Raw genomic sequence first — 22,377 nt, 5'->3', positions numbered from 1 at the left:
CGTTTCACGGTTACTTGGCTACTTTAGCCGCCGCCGCTTTCCGTTCGGCCAGCACACGCTTGTAGTCAATCGGCATCACCTTCACGAACTTCGGCAGGATCACTTCCCAGCCATCCAGGATACGCTTGGCATTCCGACTGCCGGTATACATGAAGTGGGAGGTGATCATGTCGTGCAACAACTTTTTATCGTCGTCGCTCGTGACCTGCTCCAACTCCACCATGCCCAGGTTGCAGCGCGACTGGAATTTATCCAGTTCGTTCAGCACAAACGCCACGCCGCCGGACATACCCGCGGCGAAATTCCTGCCCGTGCGGCCCAATACCGCCACCGCGCCGCCGGTCATGTATTCGCAGCCATGGTCGCCGGTCCCTTCGACGACAGCCCTCACGCCACTGTTCCGCACCGCGAACCGTTCCCCGGCCATGCCGTAGAAATAGGCTTCGCCCTGCGTTCCACCGTACAGGGAGGTATTGCCGACCAGGATGGTTTCTTCCGGCGTGTAAATCGCGTTCTTCGGCGGGAAGACGATGATCTTGCCGCCCGAGAGGCCCTTGCCGATGTAATCGTTCGACTCACCTTCCAGCACCAGCGTGATGCCGCGCGAGAGAAAGGCTCCGAACGATTGTCCGGCTGACCCGTTGAACTTGATCGTAATCGTATCGGCGGGCAACCCTTCCAAGCCGTATTTCTTTGCGATCTGGCTGGAGAGCATCGTCCCGACGGTGCGATTCAAATTCCGGATCGGCAGTTCGAGCGTGACCTTTTCGCCGCGATCGATCGCCGGTCGGCATTGCTCAATGAGCTTCCGATCCAAAATGTCCGCAATCCCGTGATCCTGCTTCTGCACGCAGTAGCGGGAAACCTCAGGACCGACTTCCGGCATCTTGAGCAGCGGCGTCAAATCCAGCCCCTTGGCCTTCCAATGTTCGACGGCCTTGTGAATCTTCAGTTTGTCCACGCGGCCGACCATCTCGTTGATGGTCCGGAATCCCAGCTTCGCCATGATCTGCCGCAACTCTTCCGCGATGAAGAAGAAGAAATTGACGACATGTTCCGGCTGGCCGGTGAACTTTTTGCGCAACACCGGGTCCTGCGTGGCAATGCCGACTGGGCAGGTATTGAGGTGGCACTTCCGCATCATGATGCAGCCTTCGATGATGAGCGGGGCCGTCGCAAATCCATACTCTTCCGCGCCCAAGAGGGCGGCAATGGCCACGTCGCGTCCGGTCTTCATCTGGCCGTCGGTTTCGACCCGGATCCGGCCGCGCAGGTCGTTGAGGACGAGCGTCTGATGCGTTTCCGCCAATCCCAGTTCCCAGGGCACACCGGCATACTTGATGGACGAGAGCGGAGAAGCCCCGGTTCCGCCGGAGTCGCCGCTGATCAGGACCTTGTCCGCATGGGCCTTCGCCACACCGGCGGCCACCGTGCCCACTCCGACTTCAGAGACCAGCTTGACCGAGACGGCCGCATCGGAGTTCGCATTCTTCAAGTCAAAGATCAGCTGCGCCAGGTCTTCGATCGAATAAATGTCATGGTGCGGCGGCGGGGAAATCAGCTGCACGCCCGGTGTCGAATACCGCAGTCGCGCAATGTTCTCATCCACCTTATGACCGGGAAGCTGTCCGCCTTCACCCGGCTTGGCCCCCTGGGCCATCTTGATCTGGAGTTCCTTGGCATTCACGAGGTAGTGGCTCGTGACTCCGAACCGTGCCGACGCCACCTGTTTGATATAGCTGTTTCTGGAATCGCCGTTCGGCAGCGGCGCAAACCGCTCGGGATCTTCGCCGCCTTCGCCGGTGTTGCTCTTCGCGCCCAGCCGGTTCATCGCGATCGCCAGCGTCTCGTGGGCCTCTTTGCTGATCGACCCGAACGACATCGCGCCGGTCGTGAAGCGCTTCACGATGTCCTTCGCCGGCTCCACCTCGTCGAGGGGAATCGCCTCAGGCTGGAACTTGAACTCCAGCAGACCGCGCAGATTCGACCGGCGCCTGCTTTCGTCGTTCACCAATTGGGAGAACTCGGCAAAGGTCTTGGGGTCGTTATTCTTCGTCGCATGCTGCAACTTATAGATGGTGTCCGGATTCCAGTTATGGTGCTCGCCCTGGATGCGATAGTGAATCTCGCCGCCGAAATCCAACTGCCGGATCGGGGCCGGCTCGTAGGCCACGCGGTGACGGCGCAATGTCTCTTCACCGATTTCGCGGATGCTGATGCCTTCGATCCGCGACGGCGTGCCGGTGAAATAGCGGTCGATCAATTCGTGATTGAGTCCGATCGCTTCGAAAATCTGCGCGCCGCAATAGGATTGGACCGTGGAGATGCCCATCTTCGAGAAAATCTTGAGCAAGCCTTTGTTAATGGCTTTGATGAACTTGCCTTCCGCGGTCGGTGCGTCGAGCCCTTCGGGGAAATAGCCGTCACGCTCCAAGTCCACCAGCGACTCGAACACCAGGTAGGGATTCACCGTCCCGGCTCCGAAACCGATCAGACAAGCGAAGTGATGGACATCGCGCGGCTCGCCGGTTTCCACCGTCAGGCCGACTTCGGTTCTCGTGCATTCCCGCACCAGGTGATGGTGCACCGCCGCGACGCCGAGCAGACTCGGAATCGGGGCGTAGTCCGCATTGACCCCGCGGTCGCTGAGGATGAGGAACTTGTATCCTTCACGAATCGCCTGCGAGGCCTGGCGGCAGAGATCGTCCACCGCCGCGCCCAACCCTTCCGGGCCTTCGGCGACGCGGAACAACATCTTCAGCGTCTTGCTCTTGAAATTGGGGTCGTTAATCTCGCGGATCTTCTGCAGATCGGCGTTCGTCAGGATCGGCTGCTTCACCCGGATACGCCGGCAGGACTCCGGATTTTCATCCATCAGATTGGGCTTGGGCCCGATGCTGGTCGTGAGCGACATCACGAGTTCTTCGCGGATCGGATCGATCGGCGGATTCGTGACCTGCGCAAACAGTTGCTTGAAGTATTTGAACAGCAATTGCGGCCGATCCGACAACACCGCCAGCGGCGTGTCCGTGCCCATCGACGAGATCGCTTCCTGCCCTTCCACCACCATAGGCGTGATGACCATCTTCAGTTCTTCGACGGTGTAGCCGAACGCCTGCTGGCGCTGCCGGATCGTGGGATGATCAGGCTGCGGCACGTTGATCGGATCCGGCAACTCATCGAGCGAAATCCGATATTGAGCCACCCAGGAACGATAGGGCTTGCGACGCACGATATCGGCTTTGACTTCTTCGTCGTCGATGATGCGGCCTTGCACGGTGTCCACGAGGAACATCCGTCCTGGCATCAAACGGCCCTTCTGACGAATCCGCTGCGGGTCCATCGGAAGCACGCCCGCTTCGGACGCCAGCACCACCAGACCGTCGGTGGTCACCTGATAGCGGCACGGACGGAGTCCGTTCCGATCCAGCGTGGCGCCGATCAGCTTGCCGTCGGTAAAGCAAACGGCCGCCGGTCCGTCCCAGGGTTCCTGCATGGCCGCGTGGTACTCGTAGAATCCACGGCGATCCAGGTCCATCTGCGGATTGGCGACCCAGGGTTCGGGAATCAACATCATCATCGCGTGCGGCAACGACCGCCCGCCGAGCACCAGAAATTCGAGCGCGTTGTCCAAACAGGCCGAATCGCTCTGGTTCTCGTACACGATGGGAAACAGTTTCTGCATGTCCTCGCCGAACAGTTCGGTGTTCAGCCGCCCTTGCCGTGCGCGCATCCAATTCACATTGCCCTTCAACGTGTTGATTTCGCCGTTGTGGCAAATGTAGCGATAGGGATGGGCCAGCGGCCAGGTCGGGAAGGTATTCGTGCTGAATCGCGAGTGCACGAGGGCCAGGCCGCTCGTCACGCTGCTGTCGGTCAGGTCTTGATAGTACTGGGGAATCTGATGCGGAAGTAACAGCCCCTTATACACGATGGTGCTGCTGGACAGGCTCGGGATATAGAAGTACTCACGCCCTTCGATGGCGGATTCCCGCACCGCCCGCTCTGCGCACTTCCGGATCACATACAAACGGCGCTCGAATTCGTCGTCCGTGAAAATTCCCCGGGCGATGAACACCTGCCGCATGAATGGTTCGGTCGTGCGAGCCAGCTCACCGATTGCGTCGCTCTTGACCGGCACATCGCGCCAGCCGAGCAACTTGGCGTTGGCGTCTTTGATGACGCGGTTAAACACCGTCTCGCACTGCACACGGGCATCGGCATCGGGCGGCAGGAACACCATACCCACGCCGTACTCGCCCGCGCCGGGCAGCTTGATCCCGCAGTCTTTTGCCGCGCGCTTAAAAAACTCATGCGGCACTTGAAGGAGAATGCCTGCGCCGTCGCCGGTGCAGGGATCGCAGCCTTGCGCCCCTCGATGAGTCAGACTCTCCAATACCTGCAGGCCCTGCTGCACGATCTGGTGCGAGCGCTGGCCCTTGATATCGACGACAAACCCGACCCCGCACGCATCTTTTTCGTGCTGAGGATCATATAACCCTTGTTTGGGAGGAAGCCCTGGTACATTCATGACACGTGTTCTCGTCAAGCTGGAAGGCAATTACCTGGGGAACAGACTCCCCTCACGGGGACGTTGAAGCTGTCGAACGACCACCGGTGACTGCTATCATTCATTCGGGGAATTCAGCGAGGAGTCACCTTACTGGATGGGGCTGGAAACTGTCAAGAGAACGACCACGCGATCGACGCGAGAAACGCATCGGCAGGAGCTTGACTTAGTGGACTTTCCTGCCCTACTATCCGCTCCATGTCGAACGGACCGACCACCCTCACGCTCCACAGCATGGCCGATGTGTGGGATGTGTATCGCGAAGAACTCGAGGGGGTCGAGGAACAGATCCGGAAAAATCTCGACTCCAGCGTCGCTCTCGTCAACACCGTAGCCGCCCACATCCTGAACAGCGGCGGCAAACGCGTCCGTCCCCTCTTCGTGCTCCTCAGCGCCCATCTCTGCGGATATGCCGGCCAGGACCATCAAGCACTCGGTAGCCTGGTTGAATTCATCCATACCGCCACCCTGCTGCACGACGACGTCGTCGATGACGCCGACCTGCGCCGGGGGCGCCGGACCGCGAGCAAAGTCTGGGGCAACCAAATCAGTATTCTCGTGGGCGACTATCTCTATTCGCGCGCGATCTGTCAGATCGTCGACTTCCGCAATCAAGGGATCAACGAGGCACTCTCGGAAGCATGCCGCAAGATGGCCGAAGGCGAAGTGCTGCAACTGTATTACAACGGCAATCCGCTGATGCCGGAGTCGGAATATCTCCGCATCATCGAACATAAGACCGCCGGATTGATTGCGGCGTCTTGCAAAATCGGCGCGATCGTCGGTGGCGCCACGGAAGAGTTACAAGAAGCGCTGTTCCGGTTCGGGCAGCGGCTGGGCATTGCATTCCAACTGGCGGACGATACGCTGGACTATACCGCCAACGGTGAACACCTGGGCAAAACACTCGGGCAGGACCTGCGGCAAGGGAAAGCGACCCTGCCGCTGCTGCACCTCCTGCAGCACTGCTCGGAGCCGGATCGGCAGCTGATCAAGGATCGCATGGAGACTCGCACCCTGACGGACGAGGAACTCCGCCGCATCGTCGGCTTGATGCAGGAGTATGGGTCCATCGCCTACGCCATGGAGCGGGCACGCGCGTTCGTCGCCGCCGCCAAACGCGATCTCGACCTGTTCCACGACAACACCGCCAAGCGCGCCCTGGCCATCGCCGCCGATTACATGGTGACTCGCGACCGCTGAGTTGCCGCCGCCCGGCTTCACAACGCCCACGCTCTGCTGACAGCGCGTACTCGTTCAGCGACACACCCGGCTCACCGCCGGGCGAACAGGACCACACCGCACCCACGAGAGAAAAGGATAGGAACCCGCATGGCACACGTCATTCCCTTTCACGGTACACTCTATAATCCTGCGACCGTCGGCGACGTCCGCCAGGTGGTGGCACCCCCATACGATATTATCGACGCGACGTTGCAGAAGACCTTGCACGATCGCCATCCGAACAACGTCATTCGCCTGGAACTCGGCTATGAACAGCCGGGCGATACCACCGGCGACAACAAGTACCTCCGCGCCGCGGGTGCCCTCAAGGAGTGGCTCAAGTCCGGCGCCTTGCGTCGGGACGACAAGCCGGCCATCTACTACCACACCATCGAATACCAGCCGCCCTATTCGGCGCCGGGCACCCCCACCAAAGTCTTCAAAGGTTTTCTCTCAACCGTGGAGCTGGAAGAGTTCGGGTCCGGCAAGATCTACCCGCACGAGAATACACGCGCCGCAGCCAAAACCGACCGGTTCAATCTGCTCGAAGCCTGCCGCGCAAACTTCAGTGCGATCATTTCGCTTTATTCTGATCCGCAGAACGACGTGCTCACGTTGATCGAGCGGTCCATCGCCTCCGACAAACCACGCATCGACTTTCAGGACGATGTCGGCTTCCGCCAGCGGCTGTGGAGCGTGACCGATCCCGCTGTGCTCGCCAAGGTCGTCGAAATCATGCACACCAAACAGCTCTTCATCGCCGACGGCCATCATCGCTATGAAACGGCGCTCAACTATCGCCGAGCGCGACGCCAGCAGGCGGGCGCACCCTCGGGGCCTCAGCCCTACGACAATGTCCTGATGCTATTCGCCAGCCTTGAGGACAAGGGCCTGACCGTGCTGCCGACGCACCGTGTGCTCACGACGGGCGTCCCGGCCCCGAAAGATTTGCTGCGCATGCTTGATCCTGTATTCGAAGTGACGACGCTGCCTTTTCAGGCCGGCAATGAGGCGCAGGTACGGGGACAATTTATCGAAACCCTGCGCAGCCGCGGACAGTCCGTCCCGATGTTCGGGCTGGCACTGAAAAACGATCCGCAGTACTACCTGTTGACCTTGCGAGAAGCACATCGCCCGACGGCCTCCGCCTCACCGCGCGACCGGCTCGATGTGTCCCTGCTGCAGCAGCATGTCGTCGCTACGCTCTGCCCCACCCAGCAGGAACAGGAAGCGATGCTGTATTCGAAAGACGATCACGAAGCTCTGAATTGGGTGCGCCAGGGGACCGGCACCGCTGCATTGCTGCTGAACCCGACCAAAGTCGCCGAAGTGAAGGCCGTCGCCTCCGCAGGCGAGCGGATGCCGCACAAGTCGACCTACTTCTTCCCCAAGCCGCTCACCGGTTTGGTCATGAATGTGATGGAAGGATGACGGCGAACAGCGCACAGCTGATCGTCTCTGACGGGTCGCGATACCGATGAAGGCCAAGGTTCTCATAGTCGACGACGACCAGGACATCGTCACGATGTTGCAGGATCGTCTCGACGCGGGCGGCTATAAAACGCTGACGGCCTCCGACGGCCTGCGCGGCATCGAGCTCATCGAGCAGGAATCCCCGAACCTGGTGCTGCTGGACCTCTACCTGCCCCGTCTCAAGGGCATGGACGTGCTCAAGCGCATGGCCCAAAACAAGCAATCCGAGGACATCCCCGTCATTGTCATGACCGCCGCCGGCACGATCCCTGACGCCGTGGAAGCCATGCGCCACGGGGCCTACGACTTCCTGACGAAGCCGCTCGAAAAAGACCATCTCCTGATCGTGATTCAAAAAGCGCTGGAGCGGGACTCCCTGAAGCGGCAGGTGGCCGCCCTTCAATCGGACGTGCAGAACCGGTATGCCACCATCGTCGGCGACAGCCCGAAGATCAAGACCATCATCGAATCCGCGCGTCGCGCCGCCAACTCGGACGCCAGCATTCTCCTCCTCGGGGAAAGCGGCACCGGCAAGGAACTCTTCGCGCGCTCCATCCACCAATGGAGTCCGCGCCAGAGCATGCCCATGGTCGTCATCAATTGTGTGGCGCTCACGGAAACGCTGCTCGAAAACGAACTGTTCGGCCACGAGCGCGGCGCCTTCACCGGCGCAGATCGGCTTCAAAAGGGCAAGCTCGAAATGGCGGAGGGGGGAACGGTGTTTCTCGACGAAATCGGGGACATGCCGTTGCCGCTGCAGGCTAAGCTCCTGCGCGTGCTGCAAGACAAGGAATTTCAACGAGTCGGCGGCACCCGCTCGGTCTCCGTCAACATTCGCTTCGTCGCCGCGACCAACAAGGATCTCAAGCAGGCCGTCAAGGCGGGGCAGTTCCGGGAAGATCTCTTTTTCCGGCTCAACGTCGTCAGCTTTACGCTCCCGCCGTTACGGGAACGGAGCGAAGATATCGTGCGGCTGGCCGAGTTCTTCCTCAAGCGCCATGCCTACGAGGCAAAGCGTCCCGGAGTCTCGCTGAGCCCTGCGGCGCGCGCCGCGTTGACCCATTATCCCTGGCCCGGCAACATCCGCGAACTCGATAACGTCCTCTCACGCGCCGTGGTGCTCAGTCCCAGCGACGTCATCGAACCTGAATTTCTGGCCCTGTCTCCCGACGACGCAGCAGGGAAAGGTAGCTCGGAACACGGGCTTCCCTACCTGAACCTCACGTACCATGAGTCCATGGAAGCCCACAGTGCCTATATCATTGAGCGGGCATTGGAAAAAGCGGCGGGGAACCAGACGAAAGCGGCGGAGTTTCTAGACCTGCAGCGAACCTATCTTGCGCGACTGATTAAGCAGCGAAAGTCCACTCCCGACGAGTAACCAGGCAGGATGGTGAAAACGACCGTCAGCTTCGTTCTCGCCTCATTCAGAACCTCAACGTACCGCAAGGGTACGCCTTGGCCCTTCGCTCGCTGCGGCCTTGCTGAACGGCCGTTTTGACCATCCTGCTTCACCGAAAACGTACAGCGACGCGACATGGATCCTACTGAACAGCTCCGCTCCTGTCGCGAGCCACAGGCTCCCATCCCCAACGAGATACGCTTCACGCTTCACGCTTCACGCTTCACGGACATTCCGCCAGGCAAACCATCCGACGTTCTGGAGGCGAGAGTCAGCAACCCGGCTGCCGCATCCCGTTCTGCTTGCGCATACCGTTCAGGCGTGCCGACATCGCTCCAGTAGCCACTGAAATCGTACCCGAGGATTCGTTCCCCTTCCTGAATGCCACGCACATAGGCATCGATGATCGAAGATTCCTTCCCCACCGGCACATCACGCAACAAACGCGGATGCAGAATATGGATGCCGGCAAACATGCGGCCGGTCGTCGGTATCGTCTCCGTACGACCGCGCCCGGTGATCCGAACCACCTCACCGCGGTCCGTCACCTCGACCAGCCCCCACCGTGCGGCTTCGGGGTCCTGCCGCAGCACCAGGGTCGCCGCAGCCTGTTGCGCCACATGAAACGCGATCAATGCGCCGAGATCCAGTTCGAACAGCGTGTCGCCGTTCAGAATCAACACGGGCTCGCCGTGAAAATGTGGCGCCGCCTGCTTGATCCCGCCACCGGTACCGAGAATCACGGGCTCATTCGAATAGATGAGTCGCATCCCGAAGGCTGAGCCGTCGCCCAGCGCCTGCGGGATCATCGCACCCAGATGATGCAGGTTGATCACCACCTCGCGAATACCATGCCGTTTCAAGAGGAGCAGATTCCAGACGATCATCGGCGTGCCGGCCACCGGGAGGAGCGGCTTCGGCGTCACGTCGGTGAGGGGCCTCAACCTGGTTCCAAGGCCCGCGGCGAGGATCATGGCTTTCATTTGGAGTAACCGTGAAGCGTGACTCGTGAAACGTGAAGCGCCGCAATACGGGATCGTTCTTCAACAGCCCGTTTCACGCCTCTTGCAGCTCGGCTACGTAGGGCGCCAAGTGCTGACGTAATGTGGCCAGCTCGGGGTATTTGGATAAATTCCGTTTCACGTAGCCTAGAACGCGAGGGATGTCGGCGAGAAATTTCGGGTTGTGTTTGACCCGGTCGATATAGACAAACCGGCCGGCGGCCTTGAGGTTGCGTTGAATACTGGTGAAGTCGAACAGGCGGCGTAACGCCGCCCGATCCGCCCAGCCCTGCCCCTGGGCGGCAAGGCCATCGAGGAAATGATCGACCAGCCCATCCACCACCGCATCATCCAACTCGATGTAGGCATCTTTCAGCAACGAGGCCAGATCGTAGGTCGCCGGGCCCATGAGGGCATCCTGAAAATCGATGATACCGAGGCGGGCTCCATCGACCATGAGATTGCGTGAATGGTAATCGCGATGGACGAACACCTGCGGCTGCCCGGCCAGCAATTCGGCGATACGCTGAAACGCCGCGCGCACGGCCGCGTCATCGGCCGGTTTCATAGGCTGCCCCAACCGCGCGGCAATCCCGTATTCCAGAAAGTGGTCGAACTCCCACATCAACAACGACACATCGAATCGCCGGTGAAAAGCGATACAGCCGGGGGCGGGCGGTTGCGTCCCCTTCACTTGAAGCAGCACCAATTGATCGATCGCCTGACGATAGAGCGAAACCAACCGGGCACGATCCGCATCGCGGCAGGCTTCTGCCAACGTCAGATCCCCGAAATCCTCCAAGTACAGGAGGCCGGCCTCCCGATCGTAATAGTGCAACTGCGGGACGGTGACACCGGTCCGCTGCAGATGCGCGAGCACGTTGGTAAAGGGCAGTTCTGCAATTTGCACGGACGCGCCGCTGACGGCTTCTTCCGATTTCTTGAATCCTTCCGGATCGGCCAACTGCATGAGGATCAATGCCGAGGGCTTCCCCTTCAAGGCGACCCGGAAGTATCGGCGATTCGATGCGTCACCGGCGAGCGGGGTCAACCCCGTCACATCGCCGCGAAACGGCAGCTTGGTCGCAACTGTCTTGGCGATTCGTGCAAGATCCGGCGGGGCAAGCGGTGCCGCGGGAGCGGCAGGATTTGTCGTTGTCATACGATCGGCATTATAGCCAAACCTTGCTGAACTGCCAGCAGAAAGTCACCTCCTGCATGCACCCTCGTCCGCCGAGCGGTTGTCAGCCTCGACCACGGGCCGGTATCCTATCCTCTCTACACGAAGGAGACGCCTATGCACTACGTTCATCTCGGCCGTTCAGGAGTACGCGTCAGCCGCCTCTGTCTCGGCACCATGAACTTCGGACCGCAGACCTCCGAAACCGACAGTTTTGCGATCATGGACCAGGCACTCGAACGGGGCATCAACTTTTTCGACAGCGCCAACGTGTATGGATGGAAAGTCGGCGAAGGGGTGACGGAGCAGATTGTCGGCCGTTGGCTTTCCCAAGGCGGCGGGCGACGAGAGAAAATTGTGCTGGCCACGAAGGTCTATGGCCGCATGGGCGACTGGCCCAACCAGTCGCGCCTGTCTGCCTTGCATATCAAACGCGCGTGCGAAGAGAGTCTCCGGCGTCTGCAGACAGACCATCTCGACCTCTACCAGATGCATCACATCGATCGTGAATGCCCCTGGGAGGAAATCTGGCAGGCGATGGAACAACTCTGCCGCGAAGGGAAGGTGCTGTACGTCGGCAGCAGCAATTTCGCCGGCTGGCACATCGCGCAGGCGCAAGAGATGGCGAAGTCGCGCCACTTTCTCGGGCTCATCTCGGAACAAAGTCTCTTCAATCTCCTGGAGCGAACCGTCGAACTGGAGGTCATCCCGGCCTGTCAGGCCTATGGGATCGGCATCATTCCCTGGAGCCCCCTGGCGCGAGGCCTGCTGGGAGGGGCGCTGAGCACGCACACAACCGGGCGGCGTGCAGACGAAGACGTCCGGAAAGACATCGAGACCCATCGCGCAAAGCTAGAAGCCTATGAGCAGTTCTGCAAGACCGTGAATGCCACGCCGGCCACCGTCGCCCTCGCCTGGCTTCTTCATCAACCGGCTGTGACGGCCCCCATCATCGGCCCACGCACCATGGAGCAACTGACAACCGCACTTCCGGCGCTGGAGTTGACGCTGACTCCGGACAGCCTCAAGACATTGGACACCATCTTTCCCGGCCCCGGCGGCGCAGCCCCCGAGGCCTACGCCTGGTAGAAGCTGGAAACGCAAGGCAGGCTCAGCGGACCATCTGCATCGTCATCATGCAGGGAAAAGAGCCAGGATCGGAGAAACACCGCGGCAAGAATCGATGGGACAGGATCGGGCGAAACGCGTCGAGGCTACAGAGATGACTGAACAGCACGCCGTTCCATGAGACGCCAGGTCCAGGCCCCGAGCGCGGCACCCACGGAATCGGCCACCAGATCCAGCGGGTCCCCCTGACGAAGCGGCACGAACAATTGATGGATCTCATCACTCAGGCCATAGAGCGCACAACCGGCCACCGCCACGACGACGGCATGCCGGGCCACCCAGGCCCCCGCTCCGTGCCGGCACGCCCGATAGGCTAAGGCGCCAAACACTCCATATTCGCAGAGATGCAAGATCTTGTCGGAGATCTTTTCCATTAGCGACGAAACGGACTCCGGCGGATTGGATACAGAAGACCCGAAGAAAATGAGTCCGGCATACACACAGACCGGGCCCCAATACCGCAGGACCGAAAAAGGGGATACCAGCGGCGCTGTACGGATCTCGCGCGAAACCATCTGATTCGATTCCATTCTGCCAGGCTCCCCGTTTCACACCAAAGTCGATCCCGTACCGCATGATCGCTCTCACCCGGGCGGAAAGAAAACAGGCGCTCCTCAATCCGGCCCTTTCATTGCAACACTCCTACCCCTATGACATACTGCCCTGGAGTCTGCAAGAAACTTCCCGATGAAAACCATTCAACTCTGCTTCCTCTGGCATATGCATCAGCCGTATTACACGGACCCGCTCACGGGGTCCGCGAGTATGCCCTGGGTGCGTCTGCACGCCACCAAGGCCTACTTCGACATGGCCTTCCTGCTGGAGCGATTTCCGGAGGCTCGCTCGACCTTTAACTTCACGCCGTCGCTGCTGCTGCAACTGGAAGAGTTCTCCACCGGCCGCGTCCGCGATCTCTTCCTGGAATATGCGCAGCGCCCGGCGGCCGAGCTGACCCCGACTGAAAAAGCCTTCCTGATCCGTCATTTCTTTTCCGCCAACTGGGCCACTATGGTGCGGCCTTTCCCCCGCTATCAGGAGCTGCTGGTGAAGCGTGGCGTCGACGTCCATGGGCAAGACCTCGATCGTCTGGCCAGACAGTTTTCGACGCAGGAATTTCTGGACCTTCAGGTCTGGCACAATCTCGCCTGGTTCGGCTACGGCAGCCTGCAGCGCTTTCCACGTCTGGCGGAGTTGCGCGCAAAGAATCGAGGATTTACGGAAGAGGACAAGCAGGAAGTGCTGGCGCTGCAACAGACCGCAATCCGGCAGATTGTTCCGATGTATACGGCGCTCCAGGAGCGTGGGCAGATCGAATTGACCACCACGCCGTTTTTCCACCCGATTCTTCCGCTCGTGATCGACTCTGAATTCACTCGCCGCGCCAGGCCGGACCTGCCGCTGCCCGCTCGGTTCCATGCTCCGGCCGATGCCGAAGCCCAGGTGCGGCGGGCAATCGACTACCATATGCACACGTTCGGCCGTGCACCGGCCGGGCTCTGGCCGTCCGAAGGATCGGTCTGTCCTGAGTTGTTGCCCATCCTGGGCAAAACCGGGATCCGCTGGCTGGCGACGGACGAAGGTATCCTCTACCGGTCGCTTCAGATGGCCGACCAGACCTGGAATCGTCATTATCATCTCTATCAGCCCTACGCAGTCGGCACCGCGGAGCAGCCCCTCACCATGGTGTTCCGCGACCGGGATATTTCCGATGCCTTCGGTTTCGTCTATCACAAGACGACCCCGGAATCGGCCGCCGACGATGTACTTCGGCGAATTCGAGGCCTTGCGTACGACATTCCGCTGGAGAACGGGCTTCTGGCCGTGATTCTCGACGGCGAGAATCCCTGGGAGCACTACCACGACGGCGGTGAACGCTTCCTCTCCCTGTTATTTCGCGCCTTTGAACAGGACGGACTGCATATCGGCCATGGCATTCGCGTGCAATTGAACACCGTGAGCAAGGCCCTGGAGGCCGTTCCACCCCCTCAACGCCTCGAACAGTTACATTCCGGCTCCTGGATCAACCAGGACTTTAAAATCTGGATCGGCCACCAGGAAGATAATCGCGGCTGGGACCTCCTGCAGCACACGCGGGCCCGTCTCGTAGATCTCACGCCCTCGTTGGCGCCGGACAAGGCCCGCGCAGCCTGGGACGAACTTTATGCCGCCGAAGGCAGCGACTGGTTCTGGTGGTACGGCGACGATTTCGATACCGACTACAAACAGGAATTCGACCGCCTGTTCCGCACGCACCTGCGCAACGTCTGGACCTATGCCGGGGTGACGCCGCCCGACATCTTGAATCAGCCTCTGGTCGAGGCGCGCACGCCGCAAGGCCTGGACCTGGTGCAACTCCCGCTGGCGCTCATCACCCCGACCCTCGACGGCATGGTCTCCAATTTTTTCGAATGGCGCGGGGCCGGCACTATCAATCCGACGCCCCCGCTGGGGGCCATGTGGAAGTCCGAAGGACTCTTCACCTCCATTTTCTTCGGATTCGACCGGGAACATCTCTACCTCCGGCTGGATCTCGATGAACGATCCCAGACACGCCAGGAGCACTGCACTGCAGACGTGTTCATCGGCTCGGGCATCCAGCAATATAAGGTGTCGTTTGCCCTCACGGCCGAAGGCGCGGACAGCTTCCTGCTCTCCAGGGCGGACGAGTCCGGCCTCTATCGCGACAGGGCCTCCTACCGCACGATCTGCCGGCGAAAAATTCTGGAGTTGGGCATACCGTTCAAAGAACTGGGCATCGAGATCGGCATAGAATTACGGTTGACCCTGACGGTGTCGGAACATGGGATGGAAATCGCACGGTATCCTCACCACAGCCCGGCCACCTTCAACCGGCCGGGAGACGACTTTGAAGCCACGATGTGGCGAGTGTGAACGACGATGTTCAATGCTCAGTACTCAATGATGAATTCAACGCTGTCTATTCGATTCCACTATTCACCGTTCACCACTGATCATTGATCATTTGCGACGCAAGGAGCAGTAATGCCTGAACTGAGAAGAGACCCGATCGTCGGCCGCTGGGTCATTATTTCAACCGAGCGGGGCGGACGCCCCCAGGACGTGTCTATGCCGTCGGCGCCGCTTCCCTCTGCGTCCATGTGCCCGTTTTGCCCGGGACAGGAACGTCTGACGCCGAAAGAGATCCTTGCCTATCGGCCCCATGCCTCGGAGCCGGACAGCCCGAATTGGACCGTGCGGGTCATCCCCAATAAGTTTCCCGCGCTGCATGTCGAAGGCGATATGGGACGCGAAGGCCTCGGGCTCTACGATCGCATGAACGGGATCGGCGCCCACGAAGTCATCATCGAAACCCCCAATCACAAGGAACACCTCGCCGACCTGCCGGCCAAGCGGGTGGAGGATGTACTCTGGGCCTATCGCGACCGGATTCTCGACCTCAAGAAGGATCTGAGGCTGCGATATATTCTGATCTTTAAAAATCAGGGCGCCACGGCGGGCGCCACGTTGGAGCATAGCCACTCTCAGCTCATCGCCTTGCCGGTCGTGCCCACCAGCGTCCTCGAAGAAATCGACGGATGCCGGCAGCATTTCCAGCAGAAGGAACGCTGCATCTATTGCGACATCCTGCGGCAGGAATCGTCGGAGGGCACCCGCGTGGTGCTGGAGAACCCGGAGTTTGTCTGCGTGACCCCCTACGCACCCCGCTTTCCGTTTGAAATGTGGATTCTCCCCAAGCGTCACGCAGGATATTTCGAAGAATGCCAACGCGCCCAGTTCGAATTTCTGGCGCCTATGCTGGGCGAAGCGTTACGCCGGATGGATGCCGTGCTGGCACGACCGGCCTACAACTTCATCCTGCACAGCTCGCCGCTGCACGAAAAAACCGGGGACTACTATCACTGGCACATCGAGATCATCCCCAAACTCACCCAGGTGGCCGGATTTGAATGGGGCACCGGATTTTACATCAACCCGGTCTCCCCGGAAGAAGCGGCGAAGGCCCTGCGTGACGCGGAAATCTAGCACCCACTGGATCGCCTCCAGGGAAATCGTGCGGCGGCACCGCTCCCGTACGATCACTTCCTCACGTTCCTCTGGAGTGCGATACCTCAAGGACAACGTATTGGACAAATCTCCGGTGACACGTGAGTTTTGTCCAGTATCTTTCCTTGCTATTCACAAGTACGACGAAGTATAAATTCCACGTAATCTTTTCAGGGCATTGGGGGCCGCCGGACGGCGAACGCCCACTCGCACTACATTCAGACATTCATCCACGTGTAACGGGATGGGGAGGCAGCGACCACCAGGAAGGTAGGAGGGTATCGTGAAAGTGCAAAACCTCGAATGGAAAGACGAGACGTTCAGTGAACTGGATCTCCAAAATCAAAAATATAAGCGTCTCGCAATCGGGTCCGCCCTCCTCTTCCTCAGCGTGGTCGGCTTGCTGATTTACCAAGTCATCGCGGGCATCAAGTAGCCAACGGCAGATCGTCGCACCCTATGCGCGAAGGTTCGTACTGCTGCGGCTCCATCGGTGCGTGCCCTTCCTTCCATCCGAAATCGCCTACCGCACCAGCGCACATCCAGGCAACAGCATCCCGACCGGATTGCAATCCCGCACAACTCAGCCGTATCATCGCGCATGCTTGTTCATCTCAGTCACCCGCAACGCCAGGTTGAAATCAAAGGGCCCAAACGCACCAAGGAGTTGCTACGCGAACTCAATCTGGTGATTGAGGCGCATCTCGTCATCCGGGGCGATGAACTCGTCACGGAAGATGAAATGCTTGCCGACGCCGACCAGATTGAAATCCGGCCGGTCATCTCCGGCGGCTGAACTGTGCGATCCTCCTCTCACCATTCACGATTGACGGAACAGTTATGAATTGCGGCAAGTGCAAGACCAAAGCCGTTATCAGCCTTCCGCGACACAATGCCGCCTTCTGCAAAGGCTGCTTCACGACCTTTGTGCACGAGCAGGTCGCGCGCGCGATAAAGTCGTTCAAGATGTTTACGCCCGAGGACCGCATCCTTGTGGCCGTCTCGGGCGGTAAAGACAGCCTCGCCCTGTGGCATATCCTGCTGACCCTCGGCTACCGCGCCGACGCGCTGTATGTGAATCTCGGCATCGGCGCGTACTCCGAGGAATCGCACCGGAAGGTGCGCCGCTATGCCGACACCGTGGCCGCCGCCCATGGCGCGAAACTGATCGTGCATGTCGTCGAGCAGGAAGCCGGCGCCGGCATTCGTGAATTGGCCACCGTCCTTCATCGCCCGACCTGTTCGACGTGCGGAACCATCAAGCGGTATCAGTTCAATCGCGCTGCGGTGGAACAGGACTATGACGTGATGGCCACCGGCCATAATCTCGATGATGAGGCGGCGCGTCTCTTGGGCAATGTATTACACTGGCAGGAAGAATATCTGGACAAGCAAAGCCCCACCTTGCCGGCCTCCGTCGAAGGATTCGCCAAGAAGGTCAAACCGCTTTGCCGTCTTTCCGAACGCGAGATCGCCGCCTACGCGGTCGTCAATCGCATCGATTACATCGTCGAAGAATGCCCCATGGCCAAGGGATCCAAGATGATCCTCTATAAAGAGGTCCTCAACCGGCTGGAGACGGAATCACCCGGCACGAAGCAACGATTTTACTGGGGGTTTCTCGAGAAGCAGACCAAGCCGGAGCCCGCCACGGAATCCATGGCTGAGAAGGATCAGCGAACGCTCCACCCCTGCACGACTTGCGGCCAACCGACCACTGCGGAAATCTGTACCTACTGCAAGATGATGGCGAAAGCCAAGACCGCGACCCCGCGTTAGGCTCGGCCTGAACGCCTGGTCATAGTCCGGCTGACGCTCCCGTCAATAGATGCTCTTGCTCACTTCACTCGAACGGAGGCTCTCATTCCCGTTCACATCATACGCCGTGACGGCAAAGTAGTAGGTCGTTCCGAGTTTCAGGTTCGAAAACTGATAGGACGTGGCCTTCCCCACGTCAACCGATGCCCCATACTGGCCGGAAGAGGTTCCGGAATAGACTTTGTATCCGGCTAAGTCGCTTTCGGTATTGGCATTCCACGCCAGAGCAGCCGTCGTGCCGGTGGTGCTTGAAGAAGTCGCAGCTGAGAGCTTCAGTGTCACGGGAATCGCCACGGTGCTTCCCCTGCTGGTCGTGATCGTCACCGTTCCGGAATAGGTTCCGGCCGCCAGCCCGCTGATATTGACGGACACCGTCACCTGCGTGGAACTTCCCAGCGTGCCGGACGTAGGAGAGAGACTCAGCCAACCGGCATTGTCCTTCCCGCTCCAACTGACCTTTCGACTGCTGCTCTTGTAGACCTTCACCGTCTTACTGGATGGATTGGGACCACCCTGCACGGCCTGAAAGCTCAAACTGGTCGGACTGGCTTGTAAGGCATGGGCTTCGGAAAGCATCATCACGCTTCCGATCAGCATCACGGCAAGGGTCACCAGCATCCGAGGTAGGACACCCACAGGCGAAGAGAACCACTGGCGCAGACCTCGTTTCATATGACCTCCCACGTGCGACATTAGGGAATACCATCTTCGACAATCGCAAAGCGGCTCACCGCGCGTCTCGTGACACAAACCACTGCCCCAGCCAGACACTCTAAGAGCAGTGATCATGCCAAGCTGAAGTGCGTGAGAAAATCGTGCTATCTCGTGAGGATTTACGTGTATGTCCGCCGCGGCTTGGGCGGCCGGTGTAGGGTTGAGACTTCAGGACGGGTAGAGAATGTGCACGCAGCCCCCTCGTCTCCGGTGCGGAGAAAGAGGAAGCGGTGGTGACTCCTATCGATGTGTTGCCGCTCAAGGAACTTGGTACATTCCGTCGACCACATGTTCCACGAGAAGCCGACTTGCACTGGAGAGACGCTTGTGCTCGCCGTCGCGCGAGAAAAAATGATGAGATCCGCAAGTGCCGAGCCGTCGACAAGGCGGTGCCGGCGCAAAGGTTCAAGGGTCTCGCGTCAGGACGGGCCCGACCCGTGCCGTGTCTACGGTTCGGATCTGAGGGCAATGCGACCTGCAGACACTGCCCGTAAGAGGCAGGCCGCCGCATCTCCACTGCAGCTGAGGCCCTGTGCCTTTGCACAGACCGGATGGACTGTGTATAAGCTAGAGCTGTCATGCGTCGCATTGTGCGCGCCTTTTTCACATGCTCACTTCTTCAGTCCGGACCACGCCATCCGTTGCGTGCCAATCACCAACGTCGTGCGGCCCTACTCCTGCTCTGGTTGGTTCTCTTCGGTCCACCGCTCAACGATTCGATCGCCGGCGGACCTGCAGCGCCATCCAAGGGACAGACGACCCCCATCACGCTGCGTTTCGTCTCCTGGAAGCCCGATCACCCGCGCGTGTGGGACGACGCCCTCGACGAATTCACGAAAGCTCATCCTCATATTTCGATCGTGCGCGAACTGGCCCCGCACAGCTCGACGGCCTATCACGATCTCCTGACGCAGAAGCTGAAGAATCGTGATGCCACGGTCGATGTCTTTTTCATGGATGTCATCTGGGTGCCGGAGTTTGCCGAAGCTGGGTGGGCCCGACGGCTCGACGAGCGATTTACTCCAGCCATGCGTGAGGAGTTTCTCCCCGCCACCATCGAGGTGGGTCGATACTCCGACCATCTCTACGGCGTCCCGAGTCGCATCGATGCCGGGCTGCTCTACTACCGCTCGGATTTGCTGGCCAAGTACGGCTTCTCACCACCGACGACCTGGGACGAGCTCGCCCGACAAGCTGACGCCATCGTCGCCGGGGAACGACGGAACAATCCGACCCTGCGCGGCTACACAGCACAATTCAAACAGTATGAAGGCCTCGTCTGTAACCTGCTGGAGTTCATCGACGGCCACGGCGGGAGCCTGCTGACGTCGGATGGAACACATTCCACTCTGGGCAGACCCGAAACGCTGGCCGCCGTGCAGTTCGTTCGTGACCGGGTGATCGGCCGGCTTGCATCACGCGCGGCGTTGACCTATCAAGAACCGGAATCCCTCTCCGTCTTTCTTCAAGGCCATGCAGTCTTTCACCGCAACTGGCCCTATGCCTGGGAACTGGCCAACAACCGGACTCGCTCGACCATCGCCGGACAGGTCGCGGTGATGCCCCTTCCCGGGTTCACTCCGGGGCGCACGGCCGCAGCACTCGGCGGCTGGCTCTACGGCATCAGCGCCTACTCGCAGCATCCAGACGAGGCCTGGGCGCTCATCGAGTTTCTCTCCAGCCAGGCCATGCAAAAGAAATTCACCCAGGAGGCCGGCATCGCGCCCTCCCGTCAGGCGCTGTTTTCCGATCCCGACCTGCTGGCAGCAGCGCCGCAACTCCGAAACCACCTGACTGTGCTGCAGGCCGCCACGCCGCGCCCGCGGTCTCCGATTTATCCCGCCTTGTCGCATCTGCTGCAGCGCTATTTCAGCCGTGCCCTTGCCATCGACGACCTCGACCTTGCGCAGGAAGCGGCCGTGACCGACGCCCACATCGATCGGCTACTCGCCCTCACGAGGGCTGCGCCATGATCCGCGCCGCCTCAATCCTGCGAAATCGCGACAGCCTGGCGGCCTGGACGATGGTGGCACCGGCGCTGCTCGTAACAATGGTCTTCGCACTGTACCCCGTGTTGGATTCGCTCTGGCTCAGCCTGCACAATATTTTCATCGGGCTGCCGCAGCTCGGCAGTCCGTTCGTCGGCTTCGACAACTATCTGATGCTGGTGCGCGATCCGGTAGCACAGCAGGCGCTGGCCGTCACCCTCGCCTTCGTCATCCTCTCGACACTGCTGGAGTTGGCCTGCGGACTGATCATTGCGCTGGTGATTCATGAGCGGTTTCGCGGGCGTGGTCTCGTGCGGGCGGCGATCCTGATTCCCTGGGCCATTCCGACAGTCGTCGCGTCGCAACTGTGGCGCTATATCTTCAATGACCAATACGGGTTCGCCAACTTATTGTTGTTCGGCGAACAGGTCACCGACTATATCCCCTGGCTGGCCTATCCGGGCGTGGCGTTCGGCATCGTCGTACTGGCGGACGTCTGGAAGACATCCTCGTTCGCCGCGTTGCTGATCCTGGCCGGCCTCCAGGTCATTCCCGACGATCTCTATGACGCGGCGCGTGTGGATGGGGCCACCGTCTGGCAGCGGTTTTGGCACATCACCCTGCCGCTGCTGAAACCGGCACTATTGCTCGCGCTCTTATTTCGGACCATGGATGCGTTTCGTGTCTTCGATCTGGTGTTCGTGATGACCCAAGGCGGCCCGGGCGACGCCACGCAGGTCCTTCAGTTCTATGGCTACCAAACCCTCTTCACGGAAGGCCGCATCGGATACGGCTCTGCCGTCTCCGTAGCCGTGTTCCTGATGATCCTGGCGCTGTCGTTGACGTACCTGCGCGCCATCGGCTCGAGTCTCTTGGAGCGCAGGCGAACATGAATCGTCGGATTCTTCTCGCACTCGGCATCCTCGGTACGGTGGGACTCAGTCTGCTGCCGTTCCTCTGGTTTGTCCTCACGTCGTTCAAGTCGCAAGGTGAGATCGAAGTCGCGCCGCCCGCCTGGTGGCCCTCAGGCAACCTGGGATTCTATCGCTCAGCCCTCTTCGACCATCATCTCTTCGACTATGTGCTGAACAGCGTCGTCGTGGCCGGCGCCACAACTGTGCTGGCTCTCCTGTTCGCCATCCCGGCAGCTTATGCATTAGCCCGGCTGACCATCCCCGGCAAACAAGGTATTCTGGCCGTGTTGCTCTGCGTCTCGATGTTTCCTCAAATGGCCATTGCCGGACCCGTCTGGCGACTGCTCGACACAATCGGCGGGCTCAACCACCGGTGGGGCGTCGTGCTGCCCTATGTGGCCCTCACCCTGCCGTTGGCGATCTGGATTCTGGCCAGCTTCTTCAAGGAATTGCCGCCGGAGTTGGAAGATGCGGCACGCGTGGATGGTTGCGGGCCCTGGACAACTCTGTTCCGGATCACGCTTCCGCTGGCGACCCCGGGGATTTTCACCGCCGCGATTCTGATCTTGATCTATGCCTGGAACGAGTTTTTCTTCGCCCTCCTGATCCTGACCCAGCCGGAGCAACAGACCCTTCCTGTCGGCATCGCCCTCTTCCAGGGAGAATTCACCATGCCCTGGGGAGAGCTGGCCGCAGCCTCCGTGGTGGCGACCCTTCCACTGATCGTGGTCGTGCTGCTATGTCAACGATGGATTGTGAGCGGATTGTCCGCCGGGGCGGTAAAAGGCTAGCAGAATGTTGAAAAAGATCTGCCAGCGGCGTTCTCGTCGCACGTCTTCCTACGACATACCCGAAGGGTACGCCTCAGTCACCGTGCTTCCTGCGGCCTTGCTGGACAGCCTTTTTGAACATTCTGTGAGCACTGTTTCTGGTAGGGTG

17 protein-coding genes are annotated in these 22,377 nt (G+C 60.0%); 12 read left to right on the top strand and 5 right to left on the bottom strand.

What is annotated here, in order from left to right:
- Positions 1-10: 10 nt before the first annotated feature.
- A complete protein-coding gene (gltB, locus tag NSND_RS18245; RefSeq protein WP_080880346.1) occupies positions 11-4,531 on the bottom strand; it encodes a glutamate synthase large subunit in 4,521 nt (1,506 codons plus the stop codon).
- A 237-nt stretch (positions 4,532-4,768) separates the two neighbouring features.
- On the opposite strand from gltB, the gene NSND_RS18240 reads away from it, so the two are divergent.
- The 3 genes from NSND_RS18240 to NSND_RS18230 all read left to right on the top strand — a co-directional run bounded on the left by NSND_RS18240 (position 4,769) and on the right by NSND_RS18230 (position 8,648).
- A complete protein-coding gene (locus NSND_RS18240) occupies positions 4,769-5,773 on the top strand; it encodes a polyprenyl synthetase family protein (RefSeq protein WP_080880345.1) in 1,005 nt (334 codons plus the stop codon).
- A 129-nt stretch (positions 5,774-5,902) separates the two neighbouring features.
- On the top strand, positions 5,903-7,225 hold the full coding sequence (locus NSND_RS18235; protein ID WP_080880344.1) for a DUF1015 domain-containing protein: 1,323 nt from the start codon (positions 5,903-5,905) through the stop codon (positions 7,223-7,225).
- Positions 7,226-7,271: 46 nt separating this feature from the next.
- Positions 7,272-8,648 carry a sigma-54-dependent transcriptional regulator gene (locus tag NSND_RS18230; RefSeq protein ID WP_080880343.1) on the top strand — a complete coding sequence of 459 codons (1,377 nt, stop codon included), beginning with the start codon at positions 7,272-7,274 and terminating at the stop codon, positions 8,646-8,648.
- Positions 8,649-8,878: 230 nt separating this feature from the next.
- On the opposite strand, the gene NSND_RS18225 is transcribed toward NSND_RS18230, so the two are convergent.
- Positions 8,879-9,652, bottom strand: a complete 774-nt coding sequence (locus NSND_RS18225; protein WP_080880342.1) for a nucleotidyltransferase family protein — start codon at positions 9,650-9,652, stop codon at positions 8,879-8,881.
- Between the two features lie 73 nt (positions 9,653-9,725).
- Positions 9,726-10,832 (bottom strand): aminoglycoside phosphotransferase family protein, encoded by a 1,107-nt coding sequence (locus NSND_RS18220; protein WP_080880341.1) that lies wholly within the window; start codon positions 10,830-10,832, stop codon positions 9,726-9,728.
- A 135-nt stretch (positions 10,833-10,967) separates the two neighbouring features.
- On the opposite strand from NSND_RS18220, the gene NSND_RS18215 reads away from it, so the two are divergent.
- On the top strand, positions 10,968-11,939 hold the full coding sequence (locus NSND_RS18215) for an aldo/keto reductase (RefSeq protein WP_080880340.1): 972 nt from the start codon (positions 10,968-10,970) through the stop codon (positions 11,937-11,939).
- 125 nt (positions 11,940-12,064) lie between these two features.
- Here the strand turns inward: NSND_RS18215 and NSND_RS18210 are convergent, their stop codons facing one another.
- Positions 12,065-12,508, bottom strand: a complete 444-nt coding sequence (locus NSND_RS18210; RefSeq protein ID WP_080880339.1) for a VanZ family protein — start codon at positions 12,506-12,508, stop codon at positions 12,065-12,067.
- 157 nt (positions 12,509-12,665) lie between these two features.
- Here NSND_RS18210 and NSND_RS18205 point away from each other — a divergent pair, with 157 nt between their 5' ends.
- From NSND_RS18205 to NSND_RS18190, 5 genes are all read left to right on the top strand, one after another.
- Positions 12,666-14,870 (top strand): glycoside hydrolase family 57 protein, encoded by a 2,205-nt coding sequence (locus NSND_RS18205; protein ID WP_080880338.1) that lies wholly within the window; start codon positions 12,666-12,668, stop codon positions 14,868-14,870.
- Between the two features lie 111 nt (positions 14,871-14,981).
- Positions 14,982-15,983, top strand: coding sequence for a galactose-1-phosphate uridylyltransferase (gene galT, locus NSND_RS18200; RefSeq protein WP_080880337.1), 1,002 nt, complete (start codon positions 14,982-14,984; stop codon positions 15,981-15,983).
- A gap of 304 nt (positions 15,984-16,287) precedes the next feature.
- Positions 16,288-16,440, top strand: a complete 153-nt coding sequence (locus NSND_RS21540; protein ID WP_200810559.1) for a hypothetical protein — start codon at positions 16,288-16,290, stop codon at positions 16,438-16,440.
- A 165-nt stretch (positions 16,441-16,605) separates the two neighbouring features.
- Positions 16,606-16,800: a MoaD/ThiS family protein gene (locus tag NSND_RS18195; protein WP_080880336.1), complete on the top strand. Its 195-nt coding sequence runs from the start codon at positions 16,606-16,608 to the stop codon at positions 16,798-16,800.
- 44 nt (positions 16,801-16,844) lie between these two features.
- Positions 16,845-17,783 (top strand): PP-loop family protein, encoded by a 939-nt coding sequence (locus NSND_RS18190; protein ID WP_080880335.1) that lies wholly within the window; start codon positions 16,845-16,847, stop codon positions 17,781-17,783.
- Positions 17,784-17,825: 42 nt separating this feature from the next.
- On the opposite strand, the gene NSND_RS18185 is transcribed toward NSND_RS18190, so the two are convergent.
- Positions 17,826-18,494: a BACON domain-containing protein gene (locus tag NSND_RS18185; RefSeq protein WP_200810558.1), complete on the bottom strand. Its 669-nt coding sequence runs from the start codon at positions 18,492-18,494 to the stop codon at positions 17,826-17,828.
- A 620-nt stretch (positions 18,495-19,114) separates the two neighbouring features.
- On the opposite strand from NSND_RS18185, the gene NSND_RS18180 reads away from it, so the two are divergent.
- The 3 genes from NSND_RS18180 to NSND_RS18170 are packed head-to-tail and all read left to right on the top strand — an operon-like array spanning position 19,115 to position 22,229.
- Positions 19,115-20,509, top strand: coding sequence for an ABC transporter substrate-binding protein (locus NSND_RS18180; RefSeq protein ID WP_235000302.1), 1,395 nt, complete (start codon positions 19,115-19,117; stop codon positions 20,507-20,509).
- The gene (locus tag NSND_RS18175) at positions 20,506-21,417 is read left to right on the top strand and encodes a carbohydrate ABC transporter permease (protein ID WP_080880333.1); all 912 of its coding nucleotides are present in this window, start codon (positions 20,506-20,508) and stop codon (positions 21,415-21,417) included. The genes NSND_RS18180 and NSND_RS18175 overlap by 4 nt, the downstream gene beginning before the upstream one ends.
- Entirely contained in the window at positions 21,414-22,229 is an 816-nt protein-coding gene (locus NSND_RS18170) for a carbohydrate ABC transporter permease (protein ID WP_080880332.1), read from the top strand. Before NSND_RS18175 ends, NSND_RS18170 begins: the two co-directional genes overlap by 4 nt.
- Positions 22,230-22,377 lie beyond the last annotated feature (148 nt).

This window comes from Nitrospira sp. ND1 (genome assembly GCF_900170025.1).
Lineage (GTDB): Bacteria > Nitrospirota > Nitrospiria > Nitrospirales > Nitrospiraceae > Nitrospira_A.
The sequence above is the reverse complement of the archived record's forward strand: the minus strand, read 5'-3'. Positions and strand labels throughout refer to the sequence as shown.